The 24,205-nt window shown below is 64.3% G+C and carries 34 protein-coding genes; 9 read left to right on the forward strand and 25 right to left on the reverse strand.

Going from position 1 to position 24,205, the window contains the following annotated elements; genetic code table 11:
* Nucleotides 1-66: 66 nt before the first annotated feature.
* The 10 genes from AC0MAZ_RS20385 to AC0MAZ_RS20430 all read right to left on the reverse strand — a co-directional run bounded on the left by AC0MAZ_RS20385 (nucleotide 67) and on the right by AC0MAZ_RS20430 (nucleotide 7,947).
* Nucleotides 67-888, reverse strand: a complete 822-nt coding sequence (locus AC0MAZ_RS20385; RefSeq protein WP_475858954.1) for a hypothetical protein — start codon at nucleotides 886-888, stop codon at nucleotides 67-69.
* 14 nt (nucleotides 889-902) lie between these two features.
* Nucleotides 903-2,063: a type III secretion system translocon subunit SseC family protein gene (gene sctE, locus AC0MAZ_RS20390; RefSeq protein ID WP_475858955.1), complete on the reverse strand. Its 1,161-nt coding sequence runs from the start codon at nucleotides 2,061-2,063 to the stop codon at nucleotides 903-905.
* Nucleotides 2,053-2,559: a SycD/LcrH family type III secretion system chaperone gene (locus AC0MAZ_RS20395; protein ID WP_475858957.1), complete on the reverse strand. Its 507-nt coding sequence runs from the start codon at nucleotides 2,557-2,559 to the stop codon at nucleotides 2,053-2,055. Before AC0MAZ_RS20395 ends, sctE begins: the two co-directional genes overlap by 11 nt.
* Before the next feature lie 8 nt (nucleotides 2,560-2,567).
* On the reverse strand, nucleotides 2,568-3,488 hold the full coding sequence (locus AC0MAZ_RS20400) for a virulence-associated V antigen (RefSeq protein WP_475858959.1): 921 nt from the start codon (nucleotides 3,486-3,488) through the stop codon (nucleotides 2,568-2,570).
* Nucleotides 3,489-3,673: 185 nt separating this feature from the next.
* Nucleotides 3,674-5,773 carry a type III secretion system export apparatus subunit SctV gene (gene sctV / locus AC0MAZ_RS20405; protein ID WP_203652005.1) on the reverse strand — a complete coding sequence of 700 codons (2,100 nt, stop codon included), beginning with the start codon at nucleotides 5,771-5,773 and terminating at the stop codon, nucleotides 3,674-3,676.
* Nucleotides 5,770-6,099, reverse strand: coding sequence for a type III secretion apparatus assembly chaperone SctY (sctY, locus tag AC0MAZ_RS20410; protein ID WP_203652003.1), 330 nt, complete (start codon nucleotides 6,097-6,099; stop codon nucleotides 5,770-5,772). The genes sctV and sctY overlap by 4 nt, the downstream gene beginning before the upstream one ends.
* 4 nt (nucleotides 6,100-6,103) lie before the next feature.
* Nucleotides 6,104-6,469 (reverse strand): type III secretion apparatus assembly protein SctX, encoded by a 366-nt coding sequence (sctX, locus tag AC0MAZ_RS20415; protein WP_203652001.1) that lies wholly within the window; start codon nucleotides 6,467-6,469, stop codon nucleotides 6,104-6,106.
* A complete protein-coding gene (locus AC0MAZ_RS20420) occupies nucleotides 6,466-6,837 on the reverse strand; it encodes a type III secretion system chaperone family protein (RefSeq protein ID WP_232857014.1) in 372 nt (123 codons plus the stop codon). Before AC0MAZ_RS20420 ends, sctX begins: the two co-directional genes overlap by 4 nt.
* 2 nt (nucleotides 6,838-6,839) lie before the next feature.
* Nucleotides 6,840-7,124 (reverse strand): TyeA family type III secretion system gatekeeper subunit, encoded by a 285-nt coding sequence (locus AC0MAZ_RS20425; protein ID WP_475858963.1) that lies wholly within the window; start codon nucleotides 7,122-7,124, stop codon nucleotides 6,840-6,842.
* Complete coding sequence (locus AC0MAZ_RS20430) at nucleotides 7,105-7,947, reverse strand: HrpJ domain-containing protein (RefSeq protein WP_232857013.1); 843 nt, start codon at nucleotides 7,945-7,947, stop codon at nucleotides 7,105-7,107. The genes AC0MAZ_RS20425 and AC0MAZ_RS20430 overlap by 20 nt, the downstream gene beginning before the upstream one ends.
* A 207-nt stretch (nucleotides 7,948-8,154) precedes the next feature.
* Between AC0MAZ_RS20430 and sctN the strand changes: the two genes are divergently transcribed.
* Genes sctN through sctU form a run of 8 tightly spaced genes read left to right on the forward strand, consistent with a single transcriptional unit; the run spans nucleotide 8,155 to nucleotide 14,446 of the window.
* Complete coding sequence (gene sctN / locus AC0MAZ_RS20435; protein WP_475858964.1) at nucleotides 8,155-9,483, forward strand: type III secretion system ATPase SctN; 1,329 nt, start codon at nucleotides 8,155-8,157, stop codon at nucleotides 9,481-9,483.
* Nucleotides 9,474-9,944, forward strand: coding sequence for a type III secretion system stalk subunit SctO (gene sctO / locus AC0MAZ_RS20440; protein ID WP_234562355.1), 471 nt, complete (start codon nucleotides 9,474-9,476; stop codon nucleotides 9,942-9,944). Before sctN ends, sctO begins: the two co-directional genes overlap by 10 nt.
* A complete protein-coding gene (locus tag AC0MAZ_RS20445; RefSeq protein ID WP_475858966.1) occupies nucleotides 9,938-10,780 on the forward strand; it encodes a type III secretion system needle length determinant in 843 nt (280 codons plus the stop codon). The genes sctO and AC0MAZ_RS20445 overlap by 7 nt, the downstream gene beginning before the upstream one ends.
* Nucleotides 10,777-11,700, forward strand: coding sequence for a type III secretion system cytoplasmic ring protein SctQ (sctQ, locus tag AC0MAZ_RS20450; RefSeq protein ID WP_232857010.1), 924 nt, complete (start codon nucleotides 10,777-10,779; stop codon nucleotides 11,698-11,700). Before AC0MAZ_RS20445 ends, sctQ begins: the two co-directional genes overlap by 4 nt.
* Nucleotides 11,697-12,350 carry a type III secretion system export apparatus subunit SctR gene (gene sctR, locus AC0MAZ_RS20455; protein WP_203651994.1) on the forward strand — a complete coding sequence of 218 codons (654 nt, stop codon included), beginning with the start codon at nucleotides 11,697-11,699 and terminating at the stop codon, nucleotides 12,348-12,350. Before sctQ ends, sctR begins: the two co-directional genes overlap by 4 nt.
* Before the next feature lies 1 nt (nucleotide 12,351).
* Nucleotides 12,352-12,618, forward strand: coding sequence for a type III secretion system export apparatus subunit SctS (gene sctS, locus AC0MAZ_RS20460; protein ID WP_232857008.1), 267 nt, complete (start codon nucleotides 12,352-12,354; stop codon nucleotides 12,616-12,618).
* Complete coding sequence (gene sctT / locus AC0MAZ_RS20465; RefSeq protein WP_475858968.1) at nucleotides 12,615-13,403, forward strand: type III secretion system export apparatus subunit SctT; 789 nt, start codon at nucleotides 12,615-12,617, stop codon at nucleotides 13,401-13,403. The genes sctS and sctT overlap by 4 nt, the downstream gene beginning before the upstream one ends.
* Nucleotides 13,400-14,446 carry a type III secretion system export apparatus subunit SctU gene (gene sctU, locus AC0MAZ_RS20470; RefSeq protein WP_475858970.1) on the forward strand — a complete coding sequence of 349 codons (1,047 nt, stop codon included), beginning with the start codon at nucleotides 13,400-13,402 and terminating at the stop codon, nucleotides 14,444-14,446. Before sctT ends, sctU begins: the two co-directional genes overlap by 4 nt.
* Nucleotides 14,447-14,635: 189 nt before the next feature.
* On the opposite strand, the gene AC0MAZ_RS20475 is transcribed toward sctU, so the two are convergent.
* Genes AC0MAZ_RS20475 through AC0MAZ_RS20535 form a run of 13 tightly spaced genes read right to left on the reverse strand, consistent with a single transcriptional unit; the run spans nucleotide 14,636 to nucleotide 21,701 of the window.
* Complete coding sequence (locus AC0MAZ_RS20475) at nucleotides 14,636-14,812, reverse strand: hypothetical protein (protein WP_203651987.1); 177 nt, start codon at nucleotides 14,810-14,812, stop codon at nucleotides 14,636-14,638.
* Complete coding sequence (locus AC0MAZ_RS20480) at nucleotides 14,809-15,444, reverse strand: HrpE/YscL family type III secretion apparatus protein (protein ID WP_232857004.1); 636 nt, start codon at nucleotides 15,442-15,444, stop codon at nucleotides 14,809-14,811. Before AC0MAZ_RS20480 ends, AC0MAZ_RS20475 begins: the two co-directional genes overlap by 4 nt.
* Nucleotides 15,423-16,037, reverse strand: coding sequence for a SctK family type III secretion system sorting platform protein (locus AC0MAZ_RS20485; protein WP_254464932.1), 615 nt, complete (start codon nucleotides 16,035-16,037; stop codon nucleotides 15,423-15,425). Before AC0MAZ_RS20485 ends, AC0MAZ_RS20480 begins: the two co-directional genes overlap by 22 nt.
* Nucleotides 16,034-16,747: a type III secretion system inner membrane ring lipoprotein SctJ gene (gene sctJ / locus AC0MAZ_RS20490; RefSeq protein WP_203651980.1), complete on the reverse strand. Its 714-nt coding sequence runs from the start codon at nucleotides 16,745-16,747 to the stop codon at nucleotides 16,034-16,036. The genes AC0MAZ_RS20485 and sctJ overlap by 4 nt, the downstream gene beginning before the upstream one ends.
* Nucleotides 16,748-16,775: 28 nt before the next feature.
* Nucleotides 16,776-17,114: a type III secretion system inner rod subunit SctI gene (gene sctI, locus AC0MAZ_RS20495; RefSeq protein WP_203651978.1), complete on the reverse strand. Its 339-nt coding sequence runs from the start codon at nucleotides 17,112-17,114 to the stop codon at nucleotides 16,776-16,778.
* Nucleotides 17,111-17,332, reverse strand: coding sequence for a hypothetical protein (locus AC0MAZ_RS20500; protein WP_232857001.1), 222 nt, complete (start codon nucleotides 17,330-17,332; stop codon nucleotides 17,111-17,113). The genes sctI and AC0MAZ_RS20500 overlap by 4 nt, the downstream gene beginning before the upstream one ends.
* A complete protein-coding gene (locus AC0MAZ_RS20505) occupies nucleotides 17,329-17,679 on the reverse strand; it encodes a YscG family type III secretion system chaperone (protein ID WP_232857000.1) in 351 nt (116 codons plus the stop codon). The genes AC0MAZ_RS20500 and AC0MAZ_RS20505 overlap by 4 nt, the downstream gene beginning before the upstream one ends.
* 2 nt (nucleotides 17,680-17,681) lie before the next feature.
* The gene (locus AC0MAZ_RS20510) at nucleotides 17,682-17,942 is read right to left on the reverse strand and encodes an EscF/YscF/HrpA family type III secretion system needle major subunit (RefSeq protein WP_232856999.1); all 261 of its coding nucleotides are present in this window, start codon (nucleotides 17,940-17,942) and stop codon (nucleotides 17,682-17,684) included.
* 1 nt (nucleotide 17,943) lies between these two features.
* Nucleotides 17,944-18,141, reverse strand: coding sequence for an EscE/YscE/SsaE family type III secretion system needle protein co-chaperone (locus AC0MAZ_RS20515; RefSeq protein ID WP_232856998.1), 198 nt, complete (start codon nucleotides 18,139-18,141; stop codon nucleotides 17,944-17,946).
* Nucleotides 18,131-19,033: an FHA domain-containing protein gene (locus AC0MAZ_RS20520; protein ID WP_475858974.1), complete on the reverse strand. Its 903-nt coding sequence runs from the start codon at nucleotides 19,031-19,033 to the stop codon at nucleotides 18,131-18,133. Before AC0MAZ_RS20520 ends, AC0MAZ_RS20515 begins: the two co-directional genes overlap by 11 nt.
* Before the next feature lies 1 nt (nucleotide 19,034).
* The gene (gene sctC / locus AC0MAZ_RS20525) at nucleotides 19,035-20,555 is read right to left on the reverse strand and encodes a type III secretion system outer membrane ring subunit SctC (RefSeq protein WP_475858976.1); all 1,521 of its coding nucleotides are present in this window, start codon (nucleotides 20,553-20,555) and stop codon (nucleotides 19,035-19,037) included.
* Complete coding sequence (locus AC0MAZ_RS20530) at nucleotides 20,543-20,965, reverse strand: CesT family type III secretion system chaperone (protein WP_232856997.1); 423 nt, start codon at nucleotides 20,963-20,965, stop codon at nucleotides 20,543-20,545. The genes sctC and AC0MAZ_RS20530 overlap by 13 nt, the downstream gene beginning before the upstream one ends.
* 34 nt (nucleotides 20,966-20,999) lie before the next feature.
* Nucleotides 21,000-21,701 (reverse strand): helix-turn-helix transcriptional regulator, encoded by a 702-nt coding sequence (locus AC0MAZ_RS20535; RefSeq protein WP_232856996.1) that lies wholly within the window; start codon nucleotides 21,699-21,701, stop codon nucleotides 21,000-21,002.
* Between the two features lie 380 nt (nucleotides 21,702-22,081).
* Here AC0MAZ_RS20535 and AC0MAZ_RS20540 point away from each other — a divergent pair, with 380 nt between their 5' ends.
* Entirely contained in the window at nucleotides 22,082-22,450 is a 369-nt protein-coding gene (locus AC0MAZ_RS20540) for a CesT family type III secretion system chaperone (protein WP_232856995.1), read from the forward strand.
* Between the two features lie 7 nt (nucleotides 22,451-22,457).
* Here the strand turns inward: AC0MAZ_RS20540 and AC0MAZ_RS20545 are convergent, their stop codons facing one another.
* Together AC0MAZ_RS20545 and zapE are read right to left on the reverse strand one after the other, a co-directional pair.
* Nucleotides 22,458-23,042 (reverse strand): DinB family protein, encoded by a 585-nt coding sequence (locus tag AC0MAZ_RS20545; RefSeq protein WP_232856993.1) that lies wholly within the window; start codon nucleotides 23,040-23,042, stop codon nucleotides 22,458-22,460.
* 11 nt (nucleotides 23,043-23,053) lie between these two features.
* Complete coding sequence (gene zapE / locus AC0MAZ_RS20550; protein ID WP_475858978.1) at nucleotides 23,054-24,154, reverse strand: cell division protein ZapE; 1,101 nt, start codon at nucleotides 24,152-24,154, stop codon at nucleotides 23,054-23,056.
* Nucleotides 24,155-24,205: the final 51 nt, after the last annotated feature.

A 24,205-nucleotide genomic window follows, 5' to 3' on the forward strand; every position in this document is an offset into this window, starting at 1 on the left:
ACTCTCACACCCGCAAGAACCTGGATCCTTACGGCTTGCAACATCCTTGCAGGAAAGCTGACGTGCTCAGGCCATGATGCCCGCAGCCCTGATCCCCTGATTGTCGTTGCGCAGGATTTCCTGGATCAGTTGACGCAACTGATCGATCATCTTCGCCAGGTCATCGGTACAGCGCTGGAACAGCTCCTTCTGGTTGCCGGCAACCGCCGCCTCGAGCTCCTGCTCTTTTGCCCAGACATCCTGCAGCGACTTGATGGCATGGGCGATGCCAGTGCCGAAGGCTGCGCCGCTCTGGGCCACGCCATTGAGCGTATGCAGCGTGGTATTGCGGGTGTCGATGGCGTTCTGCAGGTGCTTGACCTCGATACGGTTCTCGGCAATCAGTTTTTTCGAGGCCATCGCAACCTCACCGGACTTGGCAAACTCGGCAGCATGGCTGGCTTGTTCCAGGCCCTTGATCGTGCGCGCATCCCCCAGGTTCTTGAGCATGCCGGTGGTGCCGCTGGCCAGGGTGAACGCGCCCAATGCACCACTGACGGCCGCCGAGGCGAACAGCGCATTGCTGGCGGTTCTCATCCAGCCGATCTGCTCCTTGCTCGCCAGCACGCTGACTTCGGCCTGGGTCCTGCGTCCCTGGGCGTTGCCGTCACGCACCTGCATGGCGGCGCGGAGAATCGCCAGCAGGCTCTCCAGGTCCTGGCTGCAGGGCGTGGCCTGTGGTGTATCCAGGCTTACCCGCCCTTGCTTCTCGGCAAATGCCGCGCGCGTCGCCGCGCAGGGCATGGCCAGCATCGCCCATAGCGGCAGCCCGGCCTTCTGCACCTCGGTGACCGGCAGTTGGGCATCCACGTGGGACGAATGATCGACAGTGGAAATGGACAGATTCATGATTGACTCCTTGATCAGGCAATGACGTTTCGGCAAGCGATATCGGCGCAGGCCTTGCTGCGGTTGTTCAACAGTTCCAGCAGTTGCTCGAAGCGTTGCGCCTTCCCCGCGAGCAGTTGTTCAAGCGCCTTGGCCAACTGCTCGAGAAAACAGTGTCCCTGGTCCAGCAGCAGGCGCATTTCCGCCAGTTGCGCCTCGCTGCGCAGTGCCAGCCCCTGCATCACCGAACTGGCCGCCTGCCCGGCGCTGGACAGCGTGGTGGTGGCCATGCTGGCGCCGGTCAGGGTCATCTGCAGCTTGGCCTGGGTGCCCGCGCTGGCGGTCGAGGTGACCCCGGTGGAGGCGACGCCCTGGATCTTCTGGCCCACTGAAAGGACCGTCTGCGCGACCTTGCCACTCACCTTGCCGGCCACCCTGGCGGCGACCACCGCAAGGCTGCCGCCGCAGGTCAGCACCACCGAGGCCAGCGCCAGGGCAACCTCGACCGCCATCAGCACCGGCCCGAGGTACTTCATCACCGCCTTGGAGATATGCCCGTCCTCGGCCGCCTGGTTCAACGACATGGACACCACGCCCATGACGCCACCCGCGATCATCAAGGCGCCCGCGACGGCGCCAAGGCCAGTGGCGACCATGACGGTCCCCACCACGATGGACACGATGGCTGCGGCCCAGCCGAAGACCTTGGCGAACACGCTCGCCGTGCCGGCGTCCTGATATCGCTGAGCCACCTCCTCCATCTTCTGCGCATTGAGCGCCATCTGCTGGCGGTTTTGCTCGGTGAGCTGACGTACCTGCTGCAGGTTCAGCTCGGTCTGGCGCGCACCCAACTGGCTCAGCAGTTCAGTGAGGCGGATATCCAGTTCAGCGTCGGAGATATCCCCGGCGAGTTGGCCGAGTATCAATGCACCGACATCAGGTACCGCGACCAGCACTGGTTGCATGAGGCCTTCAGCGTCGATCAGCTTGTCGAATGCCAACCCCTGATGCAGCCCCTTCGCCAGCGGCGCTGGAGGGTCCAATCGGACACTCATGTCCTGCTTGATCGTTGCGACGCTGGACGCTGTACCGGTCTCGCCGGGCAACTGGATCGCCGTGCCCGGCAGCAGCATTTCCGATTCGATTTCAGCCGGTATCAGGAGCGGCTGCGCCACAGACAGAAGCTCAATTCGCATGACGTGCGCCCTCCTTCTGCTGCAGGGCCTCGAGCAGTACCTGCGCCTGACCTGCCAGGCCGGCATGCTCGCTGTCTACCGCCAGGATCAGCGCCTGCTCGTAGCCGCTGCGCGCCGCTGCCAGGTCGCCCAGGTACTGGTGGCATTGCGCGCCATGGAAGCTGAAACGCGGGTCCTGCGGCGCGAGCATCGCGCCATAGGCATAAGCCGGCAATGCGTCCTGGTAGCGCTCAAGCGCCTGGTACGCGCCTGCCACGCCGAGAAACGCCCGGGGGTCATAATGGTCGAGTGCCGCCAGCCCCTTGAACAGCGTGAGCGCATCGTCCAGCCGTCCCGCCTGGTAGAAGTTGAACGCCTGGGCGTAAAGCGTTTCCAGTTGCGCCGCGCATACCCCCCGCAGCATGGCGAAGGTGCCGCCATCGCCAAAGAAGCGCTCGATCACATCAACGTTGTTGGCATCGGCATCGTCGCCGGCCATCTGTTGTACTGCCGTCATCACCTACCTCAGTTCTGCAGAATCCTGGACAGCATCGAGAACCAGGTCTCGACGAACTTCATCATCACCTCGGTGGAGGTGGTGTAGCGCGAGCCCACGTCGTTGAGCAGGGTGGTCTGTTCGGTCACCTTGTCGTTGACGATGCGGGTGCGGTCGCTCAGGGCCTGGGAGAAATTGGCCAACGGGTTGTTGTCCTTGTCCCAGGCGTACTGCGCTTTCAGGTCGCTCATCGGCCCACTGACCTTTTGCAGGCGGCCGCCGTTTTCACTCGACGCAGAGGCAGATTGCGCGCCCTCGAGGAAATGCCGCACCGTGACGATCCCGTCCGACTGGAACGTATCCAGGCTCGTGAGCAATCGGCGCTCGGAGCTCTTCTCCCAACTGTCCGCATCTAGGTCGTAAAGCTTGCGGTCGAAGAGGTTGAAACCATCGTCTTCCAGCTTGAAGGTGCCCTTGTCGGCCATCACCATGTTGACCTTCGACTGGATCACACTGAAGATCTTCAGCTCCGCCGTAAGGCACTTGAGCTGCTCGCTGAGCTCGGTGCGCTCGGCCTTCTGCTTGCGCATGCGCAGGCCCATCGCCGCCATCACCAGCTCGTCCATGCACAGGCGCTCGCCCAGGTTCTGCAGCTGCAAGGGCGCTCCCGGCAACCAGCCGGCATAAGCCTCGAGCAATCGGTACAGCGCGTCGACATGCTGCTCGGGCAACGGTTGCGCCAACAGGCTCTCGAAATAGGGACGGCTCTGTGCCAGACGCGCCTGCCCCTCGGCCCCCAGCAACGTCTCGATGGCCTGCGACCGGTGCTCCGCGCTCAGCGGCTGGCCTTGGCCGTCCACGGCCACGATCCCGTGCTGATCCTGGATCGCCTCCAGCCGTTTGATATCCCGCCAGGTGTCCGGCGGCGCGAAACGGTCTACGTACGGCAAAGGGACAGGGCGACTACTTGCTTCAATAGAACTGCTCATCATCTGCATCCGGTTGGTCAGGTACCCTTCCTGGCACAAGGCCGGGGTACATGCCGATGAAGTCTATTGAGGTGCAAGCGGCCGCTCCGTCAGACCCGGCCGCGATTTTGTAGTTTGTGGGTACGCTTTCTGACGCCAGGCTGGCGTCAGCCGATGCGCCCCAATGGCTGGATGTTGATCTGCGTGGTGAGTTCCTGGAAGGACAGCACCGGCAAGTCGAAATAGATGCCCTCGACCAGCTTGCGCACATAGCGGCGGATATCCATCGACACCACCAGCACGGGCCTTGCCTGGGCATCCTGCAAGTCGCCCACCACGGCTTTCACCTGGGCGAGAAAGGTGTCGCTCTGCGCAGGCTCCAGGGCCAGGTAGCTGCCGGCACTGGTCTGGCGGATGCCGTTGCGGATCATCTCCTCGACCGCCGGATCCAGCAGGTAGGCCGGCAGCAGGTTGTGCCCGCTGGCGTACTTGTAGCAGATATAGCGCTTGAGGCTGCTGCGCACGTATTCGGCCAGCTGCACCACGTCCTTCTCTTTCTGCCCCCACTCCACCAAGGCTTCGAGGATCGAGCGCATGTTGCGGATCGAGATACCCTCGCCCACCAGCCGCTGGAACACCTCGGTGATGCGCTGCAACGGCAGGATGCGCTGCACCTCCTTGACCAGCTCCCCATAGCCCTGCTCCATCTGCTCCAGCAGGTAGCGGGTCTCCTGGATACCGATGAAGTCCCCGGCGTATTCGCACAAAACCTGCGACAGGTGCCAGGCAAGCACCTGGTCAATCGCCAGGAAGGCGCATCCGGCGCGCTCCAGACGCTCGCGCTGGGCCTGCTCCACCCACAGCGCTGCCCGTCCTGGCAGCAGGGCTTCGCCTTCCTCGTAGGGCACGCCGACAAGCGCCAGCTGGCTGGGCTTTTCCTGGACCAGCAGCCGTTCCGGCATCAGCCTGCCACGCGCCACCGGCACTTCCTGCAACAGGATGCGGTACTCGCCGGGGCCGAGCACGCTGCTGAAACGCAGGCGGATACCGGGAAACGGCACGCCATGATCCAGATACAGCGCCTGGCGGACCCGCGCCAGCTCGTCGTTCAGCGAGGCAGCCTCCAAGGCGGCTTGCAGGCCACTGTCCACATCGATGAGCAAGGGCACCGTCAAGGCGAACGCTTGCGCGTCAGCGGCCGTCTTCGCCTTGCCGGAAGGCTTGAGCGTGGGGGCGCCAGCGCCATTGGCCAGCAACGCCGGCAGGCCACCAGTGTGCAGCCGGCCCTCCTCCGCGATGCGCCGTTGGCGGATCGCCCACCAGCCACCGCCCCCGACCAGCAGTGCCAGGGTAAGGAAAGTGACCGTCGGAAAGCCTGGAACAAGCCCGAACAACACCAGCAATGCGCCGCCGATCATCAGGGCCTTGGGTTGCGCCATTACCTGGTTGCCGATATTCGCCCCAAGGTCGCGCGCCCCTTCGCCATCGCGGGTGACGATGATGCCGGCTGTGATGGCGATCAGCAGCGCCGGCACCTGGCTGACCATGCCATCGCCCACGGTAAGCACCGCGTAGAGCTGCAAGGCGTCAGCCGCGCTCATGCCCTTCTGCATCACGCCGATGGCCAGGCCCGCCAGCAGGTTGACCACGATGATCACCAGCCCGGCGATGGCGTCGCCCTTGACGAACTTCATCGCCCCGTCCATGGCTCCATACATCTGGCTGGCCTTCTCCACCTCGCCACGGCGCTCGCGGGCCTCGTTGACGTCGATGACCCCGGCGCGCAGATCGCCATCGATGCTCATCTGCTTGCCCGGCATGGCATCGAGGGAAAACCGCGCGCTGACCTCCGCCACCCGCTCGGCGCCCTTGGTGATGACCAGGAACTGCACGATGGTGATGATCAGGAACAGGATGCAGCCCACCACCAGGTTGCCGCCGACCACGAAGTCGCCGAAGGTCTGCACGATCTGCCCGGCGTCGGCCTCCAGCAGGATCATCCGCGTGGTGCTGATCGACAGTGCCAGGCGAAACAGCGTGGTGACCAGCAGCACCGAGGGAAACACCGAGAAATGCAGCGGCGATACGACATACACCGACATCATCAGCAGCACCACGGCGATGGTCATGTTCAGGGCGATCAGCAGGTCCAGCAACAGCGGTGGCAACGGCAGGATCATCATGAACACCACCGCCAGCAGCATCACGGCCAGCATCAGGTCCTTGCGCGCGCCGATATGGCCAAGCACCCGGGTCAAGGTGTTCATGGGTGGGCCTTGCGTCGCAGGTACTCGGCGAAGGTGGCCTGGGCCTGCTCCAACCGGCCCGCCATCTGCTGCGCCTGGCTCAGGCACAGCCACAGGGGGGCCCGCTGCTCACCGGCGTCACGCAGCGCCAGGCACTGCTGCTCGGCACGCGCCCAGTCGCCCAGTTCCAATGCAGCCACTACCGAGGCGCGGCGCCCGGCGATGTGATCGGGATCAACCCGCAACAGCACCTCCAGCAACGTATGCGCGCCCTCGGGCAGGCCACATCGCAGGTGCAGCCAGGCCAACAGCTGCAGGACATCACGCTGTTCAATCGTCAATTGCATCTATTCATACCTTGAGCAGAAGGTTGGCGTAGCACGCCAGCGTATGCCGGTCGGCCAGCAATGCCTGCAGCAGCGCCGCCGCCTGGCGGTTCTCGCGGGCCTGGGTGTTGAGGAGTTGCTCCGCCAGGGCGTCCAGCGTCGTGGCGAAGCGCTGCGGGTCGTACAGGGCATGCAGTTCCTGTTCGGGGCTGGCGTAGGACAGACGCAGGCGTTCCATCCGATGCCGCGGGTACAGTTCACGCAGATGAGCCTGCACGGGTTGCCCCGGCATCGGCAGCGGTTCGCCAGCCGGCCGTGGCAACGCAGTGTCGGCTGCCAATGACGGCAACCACAGGTCAGGGAGCTGCCCGGCTCGCTCGATCACGCTCATGCCGTGAGCACTTCGACACGCACCCGCGACAGCAGCCGGCAAGCCTCATGCAGTACCTGCTCGGTCACCCGGTGCTCATCAAGGCTGACCAGCAACACCAGGCGGTCGTCAGGCAGCAGGCCGCAACGCAGCAGTTGGCCAGGAGCCTGATGATCATGGACCTGCCTGAGCGCACTCGACAGGGCACGTTCAAACAGTGCTCCATGCACGGGAAAGGTCAGCCAGAGTGTCAACTGCCCTGCCTGTCGCTCAAACTGCACGACACCGATATCCGCAAGTTCCAGACGCTGAAAGGTCTCCTGCGGATGCGCCAGAATCACTCCCTGATCGCGACAGAACCGGACCATGGCTTCAGTACACAAGTCCATGCTCACGCCTCCCGCCCGCCATGCAGCGACACTTCTTCGTCGTCGATGAGCTGGTCCATGGTCAACTGACAGATCGCCAGCAGGTGCTCGCGCTGGACCTCTTCGCTGAACACCTGCAAGGGCAGCAGGCGAAAGATCCGCCGCAGTTCACGCAGGCAATGGACACGTTGAGCGCCAGGGGCCAGCGGCAGCGCGGCGAGCAGGCGCAGGATGTCCTGTTCGGTGATCCAGCGCTTGTCGAGCAGCGCCAACAGGTCGCTGACCAGATCAGAAGGCCCGTACGCCACTGGGCTCTCCGGCAAGCTGGCGGAACAGCGCGGCCGTGTCGCTTTCCAGTTTCTTGAGGGCCTGCACCAGCTTCATGTCGCTGATGACCTGCTGCAGCTGGTTGCTGTCCAGGTGCGAGGACGGCCCGCTGATATGACTGGCCAGGCCGTTGAGCATGAACTGGGCGATATCGCCGATGGCCGCATCGCCGAAGCGTGCGCGCAAGTCGTCCCAGGCGTGCCGGAGCCCGCGATAACCGCACAGGAAGTCGCAATAAACCTCGCGCAACGCGGCCACCTCGGCGACACCCTGCTCCTGGGTCGCCTGTGCCAGCGGACCGATCTCGATCCCCAGTTCGATCGCCTGGCCTTGCGTCTGCGCCATGCTTGCCATGGCTTGGTCCAGCTTGCCGAGCAAGTCGCGGGTATCAGCCGCCTTGCCCAATGCATCACGGGCATAGGCCAGGGCCAGGTAGCGATGGCAGGCTTCGCCGGAGAAGCCATCCAGGCGTGCCTCCAGCTCCCCCGGTGTCAGATGAGGATGCTGACGCAACCAGGCCACCAGTTCATCCAGGGCGCGGCGCTGGACGTCCGGCACCTTGGCCAGCATCTCCTCGGCCGCCTGGCCCGCCTGCTGCCCATGCAGGCGCGCATCGGTGACGCGACTGCGGGCACTGAGCCGGGCATTGGCCAGCGACGAGAATGCCATCGACAGCTCCTCCGCCATCTCGGCCTGCTGCCCCATCGGGGTCACCTGCCGCGCCTGGACGGTTGCCTGCGCCTCCCAGCCGCCCCCCATGTCCACCATCGGGTCAACCCGGGCAAAGCCGATGCCTTCGCTCATCCCCACCTCACTTCGAAATAAATGAATGAGCGGCATGCTAGAGGCAAGCCAGCAGCCGTACTGTCATCGTCGGGCGCTTCTTTTTAGCCTGCCGGCGCGCGCAACACATAGCGACCGGAATCTAAAAACATGCGACTCACAGTGAAATCCATCCCCGGGCAGGCTTCCTAGAATGGTCCCCTTCATTCACGCACCCACATCGTACCCATGTCGCCATCGCTGCTGCAGATTCCCCAGACCCTGAAGTCTGCCGTGAACGGCGCCACCCTGGTCCAGGTCAACGGCAAGGTCACCCAGGTCACCGGCACCCTGATCCGTGCGCTGGCGCCCGGCGTGCAGGTCGGCGAGCTATGCCGACTGCGCAGGCCCAACCATGAGCAGGCGCTGCTGGCCGAGGTCATCGGCCTGCAACAGGACCAGGCGTTGCTCGCCCCGCTGGGCGACATGCAGGGCCTTTGCACGCGCACCGTGGTCTGCCCCACCGGGAGCATGCACCGCGTGGGCGTGGGGGATCATTTGCTGGGAACAGTGCTTGACGGCTTCGGCAACCCGCTCGACGGCAGCATGCCGGCCACACCACAGGCCTGGTACCCGGTGCACCGGGATGCGCCGGCGCCCTTGAGCCGCAAGCTGGTCGACACGCCCTTGAGCCTGGGCATCCGTTGCATCGATGGCCTGCTCACCTGCGCCGAAGGGCAACGCGTCGGCATCTTCGCCCCTGCCGGCGGCGGCAAGAGCACGCTGCTGGCCTCGTTGATGCGCAACGCGAAGGCCGACGTGATCGTCCTTGCGCTGATCGGCGAGCGCGGTCGCGAGGTGCGCGAGTTCATTCATCACGAGCTTGGTGAACACGGGCTGCGCCGCGCGGTGCTGGTGGTTTCGACCTCCGACCGCCCGGCGATGGAGCGGGCCCGGGCGGGCTTCGTCGCCACCACCGTGGCCGAGTATTTCCGCGACCAGGGTCGCAAGGTCCTGTTGCTGATGGACTCGCTGACCCGCTTCGCCAGGGCCCAACGCGAGATCGGCCTGGCCGCGGGTGAACCGCCGACCCGACGCGGCTTTCCGCCCTCGGTGTTCGCCCAGTTGCCACGCCTGCTCGAGCGCGCCGGGCACTCGGACAAGGGCTCGATCACCGCGCTCTACACCGTGCTGGTGGAGGGCGACGACCTGAACGAACCGATCGCCGAGGAAACCCGCTCGATCCTCGATGGCCATATCGTGCTGTCACAGGCGCTGGGGGCGGCCAACCACTACCCGGCCATCGACGTGCTGCGCTCGGTCAGCCGGGTCATGCACCAGGTGGTCAGCCCTGCCCACCGTGCCGCCGCCAGCCAGTTGCGCCAGTGGATGGCGCGCTATGAAGACGTCGAACTGCTGCTGCGAGTCGGCGAATACACCCGAGGCCAGGACCCTGCCGTGGACCTGGCCATCGACAAGCGCGATGCCATTCGTGCCTGGCTGTGCCAGGCACCGCACGAACACAGTTCGCTGCAGCAGAGCCTCGAACAACTGCTGGAGATCGCCCGGTGCCCTTGACCACCCTGTTATCCATAAAGCAACGCCGACTGCAACGGGCCGAGCACGAAGCGCGCAATCAGCAGGCCCGCCTGCAGGCGGCACAGGCGGACAAGGCAAAATTGCTCGAGGCGCACCTGACGTATCGGTGCTGGTCCCGCGAAGAGGAGCAGCGCCTGTTCGATGCGCAGGTGGGGCGCCTGACCAAGCGCCATGACCTGGAACAGTGGCGTCGCCAGGTCGGCCTGCTCGGCGAGCGGGAAGCGAGCCTGCGTGGACAAGTCGTGGCCTGCGAGAATGCACTGGCGCGCCAGCACACCGCACGCCAGCAGGCGCAAGCGAAACTTGCCCAGGCCAGACAACAGCTGGACAGTTTCAAGCAACTGCACGAGCAGGCATCCCGGCAAGCCGCTCGGCGCACAGAGCACAGCCAGGAGCTCGAAGTGGAGGAGTGCCATGGCCAGGGAGGCTCGCCATGCTGAACACCCAGCCTGTTCCTGCGCTGCCGGACAACCCATTGCATGACCCGCCTGAACGTGGGCCTTGCAACGAGCAGCGACTGTTGTTCGAACACCTGCTGGAAATTCCACGGTTCAAGCGCAGCGCGCCGCAGGATACAGGCCTTCGACCTGCCCGGGACGAGGCCAGCCCTGAACGCCCTGTCACCCAAGTGGTCCTGAGCATGGCTGCCTTGATCGCAAAGTGCCCACCCGCCTGCGCAGCAGAACGACCTGCGCTGATCGAGAACGTCATCGAACGCCCCCTTCCGGAGCCCATGCCAGCGATACTTGATGAGGTCGAGCCGACCTCATTGACCGAGGCAAGCCGTGCCGATGCGGGCCTGCAAACCGTCCGCGACAGTACCGACAACGTGCCGGATCGTCTGCTACCCAGTGATATCGAGCCAATCCTTGCGCCCCCTGCCTCATCGGGCGAGCGCCCCCTGATCGACAGGGCCTTGCCGGCAACTGTCGCGGCCCCCATCCAGGATCTGCAGACGCTTGTGGAGCGCCTGCAATTGCAACTGTTCGCCAGCAGGACGGGTACCCGCGAACAGGCCCTGTTGCAGGTGCAGTTACCTCAGCTGGGCCATGTCGAAGTACGCATGAACCCTGTGAGCGCTGGCCTGCAGGTGGAGATCCAGGCGGCGCCAGCCGCCCTGCGGCAATTGCAGGTAGCCGGTACGGACCTGCTTGAGCGTCTGCAACGGCTCGATCCCGCGCAGCCGGTCAGCCTCGGCTTCGGCGCAAATGGCGACAGCCAGCAAGGCTCACGCAACAAGCGCCATGTAGAGGACGAAGGCTGGCCTGAACCATGAGTACATTGAACTTGCCTGCCGCCCACACCCAGGAACTGCGCTTGCAGCAGTTACTGAGCCATCGCCAACCCCATTATGCCGACGATCAAGGGCAGGTCTCGCTGAGTGTCAGCGTTCCAGGCGATGACCTGGATCTGGCCGTGCAGATCGATTGGCTCGGCGTACCGACTCGCCTGCTGTGTCGTCGGCAGCAGCTGGCGCAATGGCTTGCACCGCAGTTGCAGGCCGCCGACTTTGCCAGCCTCCCCAGCGCACTGCAGTTGGCGGTGCTGCAACGGGACACTCCTCGCCTGCCCGGCCTGCAATGCCTGGGCATCGAGCCAGCAGAAACCATCGACCGCACACCCGGTCTGCAAGTGACGCTGAGCAGCACGCAAGGCCTGCTGCCCTGCTGGGTGCAAGGCGACAGCGAGCGCCTGCTGACGGTCTTGCCACGGCGTCCACTGCGCGAACGCCTGAACATCCTGCTGAACCTCTCGCTGCAGTGGCGACCCCTCGAACTGACGTTGCACGAGCTGCGCGACCTCGGCACGGGCGACATCCTGCTGCTGCCCGCAGGTACGCCAAGCTCCCCGCGACTGTTGGGCGTGCTCGATGGCCACCCCTGGGCCGAACTGCAACTCGACGACACACACCTGGAGCTAGTCCGCATGCACGACACCCCCCCTGTGACCGACACCGCCCTGGAAACACTGGAGCAACTACCAATACCGGTCAGTTTCGAAGTCGGTCGCCAGACCCTCGACCTGCACACGCTGTCGACCCTGCAACCTGGAGCGCTGATCGAACTGCACAGCCCGCTGGATGCCCAGGTGCGTATCCTCGCCAACCAGCGCTGTGTCGGCACCGGTCTGCTGGTGCAGATCGACGGCCGCCTCGGGGTGCGAATCAACCGCCTGCTGGAACAGCAACCGACATGATCCAGCTGCCGAACGAACTGAGCCTGATCCTCGGCCTGGCGCTGCTGTCGCTGGTGCCCTTCATCGCGGTCATGGCCACCTCGTTCCTGAAGATGGCCGTGGTCTTCTCGTTGCTGCGCAATGCCCTGGGTGTCCAGCAGATTCCGCCGAACATGGCCCTGTACGGCCTGGCGATCATTCTCAGTATCTACGTCATGGCCCCGGTGGGCATGGCTACCTACGACTACCTGAACGCCCATGAAACGACCCTCGGCGATGCCCGCTCAGTCGAACGTTTTCTCGACGAAGGCATGGCGCCGTTTCGCGCCTTCCTCGATGGCCAGGTCAACGAGCGCGAACGCGCCTTCTTCCTCGACAGCGCCCGCCAGCTATGGCCCAGCCACTACGCCGAGCGGATCGATGGCAACAGCCTGCTGGTGCTGCTGCCGGCGTTCACCATCAGCGAACTGAGCCGGGCCTTTGAGATCGGCTTCCTGATCTGCCTGCCCTTCATCGCCATCGACTTGATCATCTCCAACATCCTCCTGGCCATGGGCATGATGATGGTCTCGCCGGTGACCATTTCACTGCCCTTCAAGCTGCTGCTGTTCGTCCTGCTCGACGGCTGGGGACGACTCTCCCATGGCCTGGTGCTGAGCTACGGAGGCTGACATGCACAGTACCGAAGTGTTGCACTTCGCCAGCCAGTCGCTGTGGCTGGTGCTGGTCCTTTCCCTGCCGACAGTATTGATGGCCGCGCTGGTGGGCACCCTGGTATCCCTGGTGCAGGCGTTGACCCAGGTGCAGGAACAGACCCTGGGCTTCGTCGCCAAGCTGGTGGCGGTGGTCGTCACCCTGTTCGTCACCGCCGACTGGATGGGCAGCGAGCTATACCGCTACACCGACCTGGTGCTCAACCGGATTCCCTCGGTGCGATGACGGTCCAGACACTTGAACAGATGCTGCTGGGCTTCAGCCTGATCCTGCCCCGCTTGTTCGGCTGTTTCCTCCTGCTGCCGATCCTCGGCAAGCAGGTGCTGGGCGGCGCGCTGGTGCGCAATGGCGTGGTCTGTTCGCTGGCGCTGTTCATCTACCCCAGCGTGGCCGGTACCCTGCCCGCCGAGCTGGACGGGTTGCAGCTGGGGCTGCTGATCGGCAAGGAAGTGCTGCTCGGCCTGCTGCTGGGCTTTGTGGTGGTCATCCCGTTCTGGGCCCTGGAGGCCTGCGGTTTTCTCATCGACAACCAGCGCGGCGCCACCCTGGCCTCCACCCTCAACCCGCTGCTGGGTAGCCAGACCAGCCCCACCGGCACCTTGCTGGCGCAGACGCTCCTTACCCTGTTCTTCACCGGCGGCGCCTTCCTGGGGCTGCTGGGGGCGCTGCTGGGCAGTTACGCCAGTTGGCCGGTGGCAAGCTTCTACCCGCACATCGGCAGCCAGTGGAACACCTTCTTCCTGGCCCAGTTCGATTACCTGCTGGCCCTGTGCGTGCTGTTCGCAGCACCCTTGCTGATCGCCATGTTCCTCGCCGAATTCGGCCTGGCCCTGGTCAGCCGCTTCGCGCCGTCGCTGAACGTGTTCATCCTGTCCATGCCGATCAAGAGCCTGGTCTGCAGCGCGCTACTTGTGCCGTACCTGGTCCTGCTGATGACACTGGCCGAGGATCAGGTGTCCATCGCGCTGGCCAAGGCAAGTCTGCTCGCTCCGTTGCTGGAGCAACCATGAGCAGCGAGAAAACTGAACAGCCCACACGGGCGAAATTGCGCGATGCACGCCGCAACGGTCAGGTGGCCAAGAGCAAGGAGCTGGTCTCCACAGTGCTGATCCTGAACCTGGTTGCTTTGCCCATGGCTTTTCCCGATTACTTTCTCGGGCATCTGCGTGAGCTGATGATGCTCCCCGCCCCCCTGCTCCACCTGCCCTTTCGCCAAGCGCTGGAGCTGATGCTCGAGCAACTGCTGCATGAGTTGCTATGGCTCACCCTGCCGTTCCTGCTGACGGCCGTGCTCGCCGCCATCGCCGGCAACCTGCTGCAGACCGGCTTCGTGTTCAGCGGCCAGTCGCTCTCACCCGACCTGAAGAAAGTCAGTCCACTGGAGGGGGTGAAACGAATCTTCTCGGTCAGGAACCTGCTCGACTTCCTCAAGTCGTCGCTCAAGGTACTGCTGCTCGGCGCGCTGGTGCTTGGCCTGCTCAGCGACCACCTGCGCACGCTGCTACGGGTGTCATCGTGCGGCATCGAGTGCATCCTGCCGTTGCTGGGCAGCCTGATGGGCAAGCTGATCGGGGTCTGTGCCGTGGGTTTCCTGGCGATCTCGGCAGCCGACTACGGCCTGGAGCGCTGGCAGCATCTCAAGCAATTGCGCATGAGCAAGGAAGAGGTCAAGCGCGAGCACAAGGAGATGGAGGGCGCCCCCGAGCTCAAGCGCGAGCGCCGCAAGCGCCATCGCGAAATGCACAACGGCACGTTGCGCGCGGATGTCAGGCGCTCGTCGGTCATCGTCGCCAACCCGACCCATATCGCCGTGGGCCTGCGCTACAAACCCGGGGAAACACCCTTGCCGCTGGTCACCCTCAAGTACACCGACGAGCAGGCCCTGCTGGTGCGGCGGATTGCCGAGGAAGAAGGAGTACCGGTGCTCGAACGTATTCCCCTGGCCCGGGCGCTATTCGCCGACAGCCGGGTGGAGCAGTACATTCCCGGCGAGTTGATCCAGCCAGTGGCCGAGGTGATTCGCTGGTTGCAGGCGCAGGAGGAGATGGCATAGATAACGTAAACCACAGGCAAACCAAGGTCCCTGTGGGAGCGGGTTTACCCGCGAAGCAAGCGCCGCGGTGGTTGGCACCAGCTTCGCTGGTGTTCGCGGGTAAACCCGCTCCCACAGGGATCGCGCCAGATTCTAAAAATTGAGCAAGACAGTTGCTCCCACAGGTCCAGGACAATGGAGATGGGTGCGCTAGACCAGGATCCCACGCTGCGGCAATGGCCGGCGCACAGGCACGGTTTCTGCGCGCTCCCTCGCCAGATTCCGAGCAGGCTGGCGAAGCTGTGTCCAGAACACCTGGAGCAACGCATCGCGCTCCTGATCATCACGGATCGCCCGCGCGGCTGCGGCCAACACGGCTTCGTTCATGGCGTTCCAGCCTCATCGTCAAGGTGCCGTTGCGTCAGCGCCCGCTGCAACGCGGCCAACTGCCCTTCGATACTGGCATCGATCACGCAGCCTGCGGTCTCCAGACGACAGCCGCCTCGCGCTAGCCTGGCATCGGCGCATACCTCGACAGGCCCGACCTCGGGATATAGCGCGAGCACTTCATCCAAACGCTGGCGAACCTCAGGCAACTGATCGGGCCCTACGTGCAGCAACAACGCTTCCATTGGCTGAACCTGCGCCAGCGCCTGACGGGTCGCGGCCAGTGTCAGCTCGATATCAGGGTACTCCCCCAGCACCTTGCACACGGCCTGGCGCACCACCTCGCTCATCTGCTGGTCGACCTGGCGATAGAAGGCATCGCAGCGCAAGCGTGTCCCATGCAGCAACGCCACCTGTTCGATGGCGGCCATTTCCAGCCCGACCTCCCGCCCGAGCCGCTGATGCTCCTCGAGCACCGCATCGGCCCGGGCATCGATATCCCGGGCACGCTGACGTGCGTTTTCGGTCAGTACGCTGGCATCGAGGTACTGCTGATAGTCAGCGCTGCGCAATACGTTCAGGCTCGGGTCGATCATCGGCCGGGCCTCATTCAACTCAATAAATGGCAACATTCCGGGCTCCTGTCTCGGGCCACTTTCAGGCAAAGGGTGCGTGCCAGGACGCGTTGTTCATCGTCCATCGGCCAAGTCGGCATTGCAGTCACGGCGGGCAGGCGCAGGTTCAGACGCCGAGCGAACCCCGAATCGACCTCACCGCATGCCTGCAGCCAGAACGCCAAGCCACAACCAGGCAGGTACGCGTCCAGGTCACCGGCTGGCAGCGCCTGTTGCCAGCCCACAGGCCAAGGGCCAATGACGAGACACCACTTTTCCAGGCAATAGCGCAGGCCCTGTGGGTTGAGTGCCGCCCGCAACCGCGCCTGCCCCGACCGTTCGAGTACTTGTCGGATGGCCTGGCCATGCAGCAGGCCGCCCAAACTGGCCAACACCCGCTCCAATGCCGGCTGTGAAAAGAGGGCCAGCCTGCCGAGTCGTTCTGGCAAGTCGAACGGCTCGCACAGCGCCAGCACCGACATCAGCCAGCCGTTGACCTCGCGACTCTCCCGCCAGTACGGCAAGGCCTGAACCATCTGATCCAGCGCTTCGGGACAGTGGGTCGAATGCAGGTAGTGCGCCGGGCAGTAACGAAACTGGAACTCGGTCATGCTCTCTGACGCCACCACAGGTACTGCGCCAGGTTGCTCAGTACCAGCACCCCGAGCAGCACGCCCAGCAGCGCCACAAGCCGCCAGCGCGAACCTTCCAGAACCTGGATCGACAACAGCGTGACATGGCGCAGGCCCGCCAGCGGTTGACGCGCCTGGGTCGACGGCACCAGCACCACGCTGATGCGCTCGTAGTCCAGGCCTTCGATGCTGTTGCTCAACAGCTGTTTCATCTGCCCGATGTACAGCTCCAGCGCCGCATCCGCCGCATGTTTGATAAAGATCGACGCCGACGCTACGCCGGCCTGCGCGCGCAGGCCGTCACGGGGCTCCGGCAATACCACGTGCACCCGGGCCACCAGTACACCATCGATCTCCGACAAGGTCCGCGACAGTTCCTGGGACTTCACATAGGTCAGCCGCGCCTGTTCCTCCAAGGGCGAGGAGATCAGGCTGTCCCGGGGAAACACGTCATTGACCGTGGAGAACATCTCCCGCGGATAGCCCTGACGCTTGAGCGCCGCCACCGCGTGGCCGATATCGGCTTCGTCGATCAGGATCTTCACCTTGCCGTCCTTGTCCTGGGCCTTCACCGCTGCGATGCCCTCGGTGTCCAGCACCGCGAGCATTTCGTTGGCCTCGCGCTGGGCGAGGCCAAGGTAAAGCTCGACCCTGCACCCGCCCAGTGTCAGCACTGCCAGAAGCAGCATGCACTGCCATGATCTTTTCACAGGACACCTACTGGGCTTTCATGAGGGTTTCGATGTTCTGCGTGGTGCGCCCGACACCCTTGGCGATCAACTCTACCTGCAGGTTGCTGCGGATCAGCGACCAATGGGCGTCCATCAGTGCCACGGGGTCCCCCGTGCGCGAGACCAGGCTGGCCTGCGCGCCCTGCCGGGCTTCGGTATGCTGCTGGTGGAGCTGTCCTATCTGGTGCAGCAGTCCATCGCCAGGGCTGTCGGCGGCACCGGAAAGCGCTTGCTCGAACTCGGCCACCTGCCGGGAATCGGCAGCCGGTGCTGACAGGGACTGCAGGTCGGTGACAACCCGGGTTACCTCGGTAATGCCATTCATGAGTCGCCCTCCACCGTGAAGGAATCATTCAGCAGGTCCATCGCCATGGCGAGCACTTGCAGCCTCGTTTGCTGCGTCAGTTCCGAGGACACCTGTTCGCGGGTTTGATGTTCAACAAGGCTTGCCTGGAACTCGGCTGCGTCTTGATCACTGTGCGTGGGCAACGCGATCAGTGCACCTTGCGCACCAGACACAAGCGCCGAGGCCAGCGGACTCATGCCACCACCTGGGCGCGCATGCCCTGGGCAAAGCGGACCAGGTCAGGATCACCGCTCTGCGCCATGCCCTCGAGACGCCGCTCGAGCACGGCCATGTAGCCCAACTGACGCTCGCACAGCGCCAGCCACGGCTCGAGGGATGGCCAGGGTGCCTGGTTGCCCTCTGCCAGGGCTTCCTCGCAACGCCCCTGCCCCATCAGGCTGGCAATGCGTATCGCACAGGCGGCCTCCATGGTTGCCGGTTCCCGGGCCAGCCATTGCGCGATGCACAACGCCTCGTCATGGTGACGATGCTCGACACCCAGCAGGCCCAGGCGGGCCATCAGATTGTTCACGGAATGGTTCATGCTCAGAACTTCTGCAGGATGCTGCTGAGAGTGTTCTTGAAGGTCTGACCCAGGGTCGCATCGACCTGGAACACGTTCGACCAGATGTTCGTACGATGGCGCATGTCGGCCAGCAACGCAGGATCGTCACTTTTCTTGTTGAGCTTCTCGAGCGAATCGAGAACATCCTTGTTGGCCTTTTGTACCTGCTCGACCATCCCCTTGTGCACCATGTCCATGGTGTTGCTGGTACCGTCGTAGAAGCCGCTGCTGATGTTCGTCATTTCAGTGTTCCTCCAGTTTCTCGAGTATTTTCAAGGCTGCTTCAAGGGCCGCCAGTTGTTGGTGCAATTCCTGGAACTCGGAAGGTGGCAGCGGCTCCGACAACTGCCTGGCACAGGCCTGCCGTGCATGCTCCAGCACCGAGAACATTCGCGCCTGCTTACGCGGATCACGAACCTCCCACATGAGTTCATCCATCATCTGCCCGTCTCTCCTTCAGGTTGATCACGTAGTCCCGGCCACCCTTGCTCAGCGTGATCGCCTGCCGATCGATCGCCAGGATGCGAATGCCGGAGGGCATCAGTGCCCCCACTGGGTAACGGCGGTTGTCGCTCAGCGTCACGTAGGGCAACCGCCCCAGTGAGACGCCTCGAACAGGGAAATCGAGTTTCGCGGGCGCAGGTGCCCTGCCCTCGTCGACCAAGCGCAATGATGGGTGGTCGCCGAATGCCTCGCGGTACTGTCGCTGCAGGTTCTGGTAGTCCTGGAGCTGGCGCTCGCGCAGCGCCCCGCGCAGCACCAGGGTGTGTCCCTGGTCGGTCACGCTCAAGGTGTCCTCCAGGCGCCATTCGCGCAGCAGTTGCGCCAGCCGCGTCCGGGCTTGCTCCTGGGGCTGGGGCGGTTGCTCGACGGGCGCTACCACTGCTGTTGGCGTGTCCTGTGCCTCAGCGTCGGCAATCAACAATCGCGTGAGCAACACGAGCAGCAAAAGCAACCCGGCACCCGGCACCATGAACCAGCCGTGGCGCAAGCCTGACCGAGAACGCTGCGCGGGAAGCCACTCGGCGAACAGGTCGTCTTGATTGCAGAAGGCCCACTGCAGCGGACCGCAACATTGAGTCGCCAATGCCTGGAGTTCGGCCTGCGCTGCCACCTCTCGTCCATCCTGGGTGGGTGCTTCGCTCGAACCCCACTCCAGCAAGCGTACGCCACCGGCCTCGACCATCAGCACCAGGTGAATGGCGGCAATGCCCGTATCCGCCAGCACCAGGTCGGCCTGGGCCGGATCGGCGCCGATGACCACCCGCCCAGGCATCAGGGACACCTCGGCGCCGGCATTCAAACCGCTGTAGAGCCGCAGTTTCCAGGTCATATCAGGCACGCTCGCCAAGCCCGGGGTCAATCAGCCTCGGCTCGATCAGGAACAGGCGCACCGAACGACGGGTGTTGCTCGACTGATAGCGGAACAAGGCGCCCAGGAAGGGAATGTCACCCAGCAACGGGACCTTGCGGATGCTTTCGCTCGTCTCGTCGCGATGTATGCCGCCGATCATCAGACTCTGCCCAAGGTCTACCCGGGCCAGCGTGTCGATGACCGTGCGGCTGATGGTGGGAATGCCATCGGACCCGGTGCTGTTGGGCTTCTGGCTGCCATCCTCGATATGCAGGCTCAGGCTGATTTCCGGCCGGTCCGCGCTGCGGATCAGGCGTGGCGTCATCTTCAGCAAGGTGCCGTAGGTAATGGCCTTGAGCTCGGCCACCCGCTCGCCCATCACCCGCACATAGTAGGTTTCGCTGTGATCGATCACCGCCAGGGTGTTTTCCTGGGTCAGCAAGGTCGGGCGTGATACCACCTGGGCATGACCCTCGCCCTGCATCAGGGTGATCTTGGCCAGCAGCCGGTTCAATCCCCGACTATCGACCAGGCTGCCAGCCAACGTGGTTTGCGCCAATCCCGCTTGGGTTCGGATGTCCATCAGTTGATGCTTACCGACTCCGAACTGCCATTCCACGCCCAGCTCATCCAGGTGTTCGGCGTTGATATCGAGGATCGTCAGGCCTACCTCTATCCGCGCCGCCGGCCGGTCCAGCGCCATGACCAGGCGCCGGTACATGGGCAGGCGCTCGGCGTGATCACGCACGATGATGGAATTGATCGACGGTTCGGCCTGGACCACGGCCCGGCCGGCACGCACGGGCGCGCCCTCTCCCACGGACTGGCCGTCGACCGCCACCACATTGGCATCGGCCAGCACCCGGGAAAGGAGCGTGGCCACGCCGGGCACCGCCACCTTCTGTTCGCGATAGTCGATCTCGCGGTCCACGGCCACCGCATGCCGGAGTGGGATCACCTCGACGCTCAGGCTGCCACCCAGTTCATCCTGCAGGCTGGCCTGCTGCTCCAGGGCCTTGACGGTCTGCTCAACCCGGTCCAGATAGCGGGGCGGTCCCGACGCATACACCAGCCGTCCACCCGACGTGGCACGCCAGGCAAAGCGCGAGGTCCAGCCACCACCCTCCTGGAGCGCCGCACGTAGTTGCGGCTCGCGTACCCTGTCCAGGTGGATCAGGCGGGTCTGCACTTCGCTCGACTTGTCGACATGCAGCACCGCGCCGTCGTAGTACCAGGCCAGGTTGTAGAGCACCGCGACCTGCTCGAGAAACGCCTGCGGGTCCGGCTGCTCGAAGGTGGCGCTAACCTGGTCCCTGACCTTGTCGCTGACCACCACCGAACCTTGATAGTTGGTGGCAAAATTGGTCAGCACATCGCGCAGGCTCTCGCCCTGGGCGATGTAGTGGAACGGCTCGTCCGCCCAGTCCAGCGGCTCGCCCTGGACGACAAGACTGGCCAGCAGGGCTGCCAGACCGGTGGCAAGCGATCTCATGGCAGCCATACGCTTGCTCCACGGGCAATCAGGGGTGTCGGGCCGCGACGGAACGCGCACAGGACATTCAGCAGGGCGAGCTGAACCCCGAGCACATGCTCAAGGGCATCCACATCGCCCTTTGACAGGTCTATCCAGGCCTCAAGCAGCAGTTCTCCCTCAGGTGTCAGTGCCAACCGCTGCGGGCACTGCGCAGCCCACGCAACGAGCATGCCCGAGAGGCGGCGCAGGACCTGTTGGTCGAGACTGGCGCCTTGACCAACCACCGACGATAGCGAGCTGCGAACCACCAGCCGTACGCCACGCGGTTCGAGCCGCAGGCCATGGCCATCAATGCACAGGTGGTAGCCGCCAGCATCATCGGCCAGCCATGGCGCCATGCCCAGCCGGCGGGCCAGCTGCGTGGAAAGTCTGTTCATACGGGTCTTGTCCATGCGAGGTAGGGGTTGGCGTCTAGCGACGGGCGTCGCTGGGCGTGCAACCGAAACGCCGGCGATAGCTCTGGCTGAAATACGACTGGCTGGAAAAGCCGCTTTCCATGGCGATGTCGACAATGCTCATGCGCGTGTTCAGCAGCAGATGATGCGCGTGGACAATCCGGCGCTCGGTGATCCAGGCCCGCGGCGAGCAGTTGTAGAAGGAGCAGAACAGGCTCTTGAATGCCGTCAGGCCCAGCCCGAAGGCCTCGGCGTACTGGTCCAGGCGCCACTCGCGCAGGTAGTGCTGCTCCATGAAGGCGTGCAGGCGATCGACATGGCGATTGCCCTGCTGCCGCAGGGCTGCCAGCAATGCCCGGCCCTGCGCCCCGAACACCAGCAGCAACAGCAACTCCTCCAGGCGCAGCATTGCCAGCATCGACGAGGTCCCCTCGCCTTCGAGCCCCGCCAGGCGGGTCACGCATTCCTGCGCCGCGGTGCAGGGGTGAAGCCGCAAGGTATTCACACCGGGCTCGCCGCAGCGCTCGAGATGGCTCAGTTCCTGGCCGTGGCGCTGCATGAACGCCTGCACGAAATTCACGTCCAGCGGCAGCCACAGCACCTGGCACGCCTGCCATCGGGTCGCCACCAGGTAGGTGCCACGCTTGACGAACAGCAGCTCGCCGGCCTGTAGATCGATGACATTGTCTTTTTCGCGCACGGCCAGCTCGCCTGCCATGATCGCGTAGAAGCCTTCCTGCCCCTGGGACGCAAAACCCGCCCCGACAACATCCAACTGCCGCCCTTGCACACACCAGTCCTCAACTGGAGAAATCCCTCTCGCACCAGGCCGTACTTCCCGTAGACCCCTTTACACACCACGTCGAAGCTCAACGGGTGTAGACATGGCCATAGGCTACGATGCCCTCCCCTGCTTGAACGCAGGGATTGTCCTGGAATGGGCGGAGGCATTTCGCCACCATCTGTAGGAAGTTCGCTGAACCTGGCGCACGGCAGAAAGTGAGCGACAGCCAGCAGCTAAAAAACGACGACAGCCTCCGATAGTCGGGCAAGCAGCGTGGTCGTTACCGTGGCGGTCCCCTCCAACGAGAACTCGCCATGCCAGGCACAAACTATGACTATGCGTTGACCCAGCTGTACGCGGCCTTGAAGCTGGATCCCCCAGTGGCCTTCGAGCCGGTGATCAGCCTGCGGGTAGGCACCCATGTGTGCAACGTGACCGAGCACCCCGCCGACCAGTTGCTGATGTTCATCGAACTACCCGCCATCGACGACGTACGCTGGGGCCAGCAGAACCTGTTCTGCCAGGACGCCTGCAAGCCCGTGCTCGGCCTCGACCCGATCACGGGCTGCCAGGTGCTATGGAACCGCCAATCCCTGATGCAGATGGACCGCGCCATGGTGCATCACCAACTGGAACAGCTGGTTCAGGCCGCCCATGATCTGGCCGACGGCGAAACACCCTGAATGGCGTTCAGCGCTGCGCCCAGATCTGCGCTTCGCTCCACCCCAGGGCGGCAAAGTCCTCGGCGCGCAGCGAGGCCTCCTCTTCGCAGAAGAATTCGTCCAGTTGCGGAGGCCTGACCGCCGTGTCGCTGAGCATCGCGTGCACCTGGCCGCGGTGGTGGATCTGGTGCTCGAACAGGTGCGACAGCAAGCGCAGGCGCGGCTCATGCTGCATCCGCTCCGGCCGCACGATGCTGACATAGCGCCCGAGTTGGTCATCGCGCAATTGCCGGCAGTAAGCGATCAGCCGCTGGTCGGCCTGGGCCTGCTGGGCTTGCAGGTCGGTACAGGTAGCGAAAGGCTGCTCGGGCACGAAGAAGCGCTCGCCGTCCGGGTCGGGCGTTGCCCCGCGCTGCTCGCACTCCAGCGCGTCCAGGTAGAACCAGTCCACCGTCAACAGGTGGTTGAGGGTGGCCTTGATCGAGGGGAAGAAGCTGCAACGAGGGGCGACGAACTCGTCCTGGGTCAGTTGCAGGCAAGCCTTGTACAGGCGGTGGTTGGCCCAGCCATTGTTGTAGGCCTGGGTCAGCAGATGATGCGACAGCGGCTCCATGGTCGACTCCTTCAGGCGAAGCGTTGCAGTTGCATCTCCCGTAGCCGGCTCAGGGTCCGTTGGTACGGGAACGCCAGATACCCTTGAGTGTAGAGCGCTTCCAGCGGGACCTCGGCCTCCAGGTACAACGCGACCCGCCGGTCGTAGCACTCGTCGACCAGCGCGATGAAACGCCGCACGCTGTCATCCTTGGGCGCCAACGTCGGCAGTTCGCGGTCTCCGGCCTCGACACGGGCGGCGCCATCCTCGGTGCCTCGGGCGATACGCCCGGCCTGCTGCACACCACTCAGAGCCGGCACATCACTCAGCAGAATGGCCGGGTAACGCTCGCACAATGCCATGAAGTCCATGGCGGCCAGGGGCTGCTCGCACAGATCGGCAAATCGGCACCAGAGCGCCCGCGGGCTGTGGCGCACGACCCGCACGTGGCGCGAACCGACCTGCAGGGCCTGCGCGCTGCCGGGATCATCCGGGCTCAACTGGTCGAACACCGCCGCCAGCGCCCCGCCACCTCCCGCTGGCGCCACCCAGTAGCGTTGCAGCCGTGCCCCCGGGTGCAGGCGATGGTCCTGCTCTCCGGCCACCGACAGCACGCGCATATGCTGCTTGATGGCGGCAATGGCCGGCAGGAAGCGCTCGCGGTTGAAGCCGTCGCGGTACAGTTGGTCGGGGGGCTGATTGGAGGTGGCGACGATTACTACGCCCTGGTCGAACAACACCTGGAACAACCGGCCGAGGATGATCGCATCACCGATATCGCTGACGAACAGCTCGTCGAAACACAGCACGCGAATCTCGCCAGCCAACTCGCGGGCCAGGGCCTTGAGCGGGTCGGCGGTGCCGTTGAGCTGGAACAGGCGCTGGTGGACCCAGGCCATGAAGTGATGGAAGTGCTGGCGCCGGGCAGGTAGCGACAACGAACGGTGAAACAGGTCCATCAACCAGGTCTTGCCACGGCCCACCGGGCCCCAGAGGTACAGGCCCTGGGTCGGCTTGTCCTGGCCCAGGGCATCGAAGCAGGCCTGCAATGCGGTGACGGCGGCCGCCTGGTCCGGGTCGGGAAAGTAGCCGCGTTCAGTGAGGGCCTGGAGGTAGAGGGATTCTGGCGTCATGCCGGCCATGGTACGACACTTTCGCCCCTATCGTGCGTGGGAGCGGGCTTG

This window comes from Pseudomonas sp. A (assembly GCF_056270345.1).

Excerpts from the sequence above, each read along its gene's own strand:
- AC0MAZ_RS20385 (WP_475858954.1), bottom strand. The coding sequence starts at position 888 with ATGAATCTGTCCATTTCCACTGTCGATCATTCGTCCCACGTGGATGCC.
- sctE (WP_475858955.1), bottom strand. The coding sequence starts at position 2,063 with ATGCGAATTGAGCTTCTGTCTGTGGCGCAGCCGCTCCTGATACCGGCT.
- AC0MAZ_RS20395 (WP_475858957.1), bottom strand. The coding sequence starts at position 2,559 with ATGACGGCAGTACAACAGATGGCCGGCGACGATGCCGATGCCAACAAC.
- sctV (WP_203652005.1), bottom strand. The coding sequence starts at position 5,773 with ATGAACACCTTGACCCGGGTGCTTGGCCATATCGGCGCGCGCAAGGAC.
- sctY (WP_203652003.1), bottom strand. The coding sequence starts at position 6,099 with ATGCAATTGACGATTGAACAGCGTGATGTCCTGCAGCTGTTGGCCTGG.
- sctX (WP_203652001.1), bottom strand. The coding sequence starts at position 6,469 with ATGAGCGTGATCGAGCGAGCCGGGCAGCTCCCTGACCTGTGGTTGCCG.
- AC0MAZ_RS20420 (WP_232857014.1), bottom strand. The coding sequence starts at position 6,837 with ATGGACTTGTGTACTGAAGCCATGGTCCGGTTCTGTCGCGATCAGGGA.
- AC0MAZ_RS20430 (WP_232857013.1), bottom strand. The coding sequence starts at position 7,947 with ATGAGCGAAGGCATCGGCTTTGCCCGGGTTGACCCGATGGTGGACATG.
- sctN (WP_475858964.1), top strand. The coding sequence starts at position 8,155 with ATGTCGCCATCGCTGCTGCAGATTCCCCAGACCCTGAAGTCTGCCGTG.
- AC0MAZ_RS20445 (WP_475858966.1), top strand. The coding sequence starts at position 9,938 with ATGCTGAACACCCAGCCTGTTCCTGCGCTGCCGGACAACCCATTGCAT.
- sctQ (WP_232857010.1), top strand. The coding sequence starts at position 10,777 with ATGAGTACATTGAACTTGCCTGCCGCCCACACCCAGGAACTGCGCTTG.
- sctR (WP_203651994.1), top strand. The coding sequence starts at position 11,697 with ATGATCCAGCTGCCGAACGAACTGAGCCTGATCCTCGGCCTGGCGCTG.
- sctS (WP_232857008.1), top strand. The coding sequence starts at position 12,352 with ATGCACAGTACCGAAGTGTTGCACTTCGCCAGCCAGTCGCTGTGGCTG.
- sctT (WP_475858968.1), top strand. The coding sequence starts at position 12,615 with ATGACGGTCCAGACACTTGAACAGATGCTGCTGGGCTTCAGCCTGATC.
- sctU (WP_475858970.1), top strand. The coding sequence starts at position 13,400 with ATGAGCAGCGAGAAAACTGAACAGCCCACACGGGCGAAATTGCGCGAT.
- AC0MAZ_RS20475 (WP_203651987.1), bottom strand. The coding sequence starts at position 14,812 with ATGAACGAAGCCGTGTTGGCCGCAGCCGCGCGGGCGATCCGTGATGAT.
- AC0MAZ_RS20480 (WP_232857004.1), bottom strand. The coding sequence starts at position 15,444 with ATGTTGCCATTTATTGAGTTGAATGAGGCCCGGCCGATGATCGACCCG.
- AC0MAZ_RS20485 (WP_254464932.1), bottom strand. The coding sequence starts at position 16,037 with ATGACCGAGTTCCAGTTTCGTTACTGCCCGGCGCACTACCTGCATTCG.
- sctJ (WP_203651980.1), bottom strand. The coding sequence starts at position 16,747 with ATGCTGCTTCTGGCAGTGCTGACACTGGGCGGGTGCAGGGTCGAGCTT.
- sctI (WP_203651978.1), bottom strand. The coding sequence starts at position 17,114 with ATGAATGGCATTACCGAGGTAACCCGGGTTGTCACCGACCTGCAGTCC.
- AC0MAZ_RS20500 (WP_232857001.1), bottom strand. The coding sequence starts at position 17,332 with ATGAGTCCGCTGGCCTCGGCGCTTGTGTCTGGTGCGCAAGGTGCACTG.
- AC0MAZ_RS20505 (WP_232857000.1), bottom strand. The coding sequence starts at position 17,679 with ATGAACCATTCCGTGAACAATCTGATGGCCCGCCTGGGCCTGCTGGGT.
- AC0MAZ_RS20510 (WP_232856999.1), bottom strand. The coding sequence starts at position 17,942 with ATGACGAACATCAGCAGCGGCTTCTACGACGGTACCAGCAACACCATG.
- AC0MAZ_RS20515 (WP_232856998.1), bottom strand. The coding sequence starts at position 18,141 with ATGATGGATGAACTCATGTGGGAGGTTCGTGATCCGCGTAAGCAGGCG.
- AC0MAZ_RS20520 (WP_475858974.1), bottom strand. The coding sequence starts at position 19,033 with ATGACCTGGAAACTGCGGCTCTACAGCGGTTTGAATGCCGGCGCCGAG.
- sctC (WP_475858976.1), bottom strand. The coding sequence starts at position 20,555 with ATGGCTGCCATGAGATCGCTTGCCACCGGTCTGGCAGCCCTGCTGGCC.
- AC0MAZ_RS20530 (WP_232856997.1), bottom strand. The coding sequence starts at position 20,965 with ATGAACAGACTTTCCACGCAGCTGGCCCGCCGGCTGGGCATGGCGCCA.
- AC0MAZ_RS20535 (WP_232856996.1), bottom strand. The coding sequence starts at position 21,701 with ATGGCAGGCGAGCTGGCCGTGCGCGAAAAAGACAATGTCATCGATCTA.
- AC0MAZ_RS20540 (WP_232856995.1), top strand. The coding sequence starts at position 22,082 with ATGCCAGGCACAAACTATGACTATGCGTTGACCCAGCTGTACGCGGCC.
- AC0MAZ_RS20545 (WP_232856993.1), bottom strand. The coding sequence starts at position 23,042 with ATGGAGCCGCTGTCGCATCATCTGCTGACCCAGGCCTACAACAATGGC.
- zapE (WP_475858978.1), bottom strand. The coding sequence starts at position 24,154 with ATGACGCCAGAATCCCTCTACCTCCAGGCCCTCACTGAACGCGGCTAC.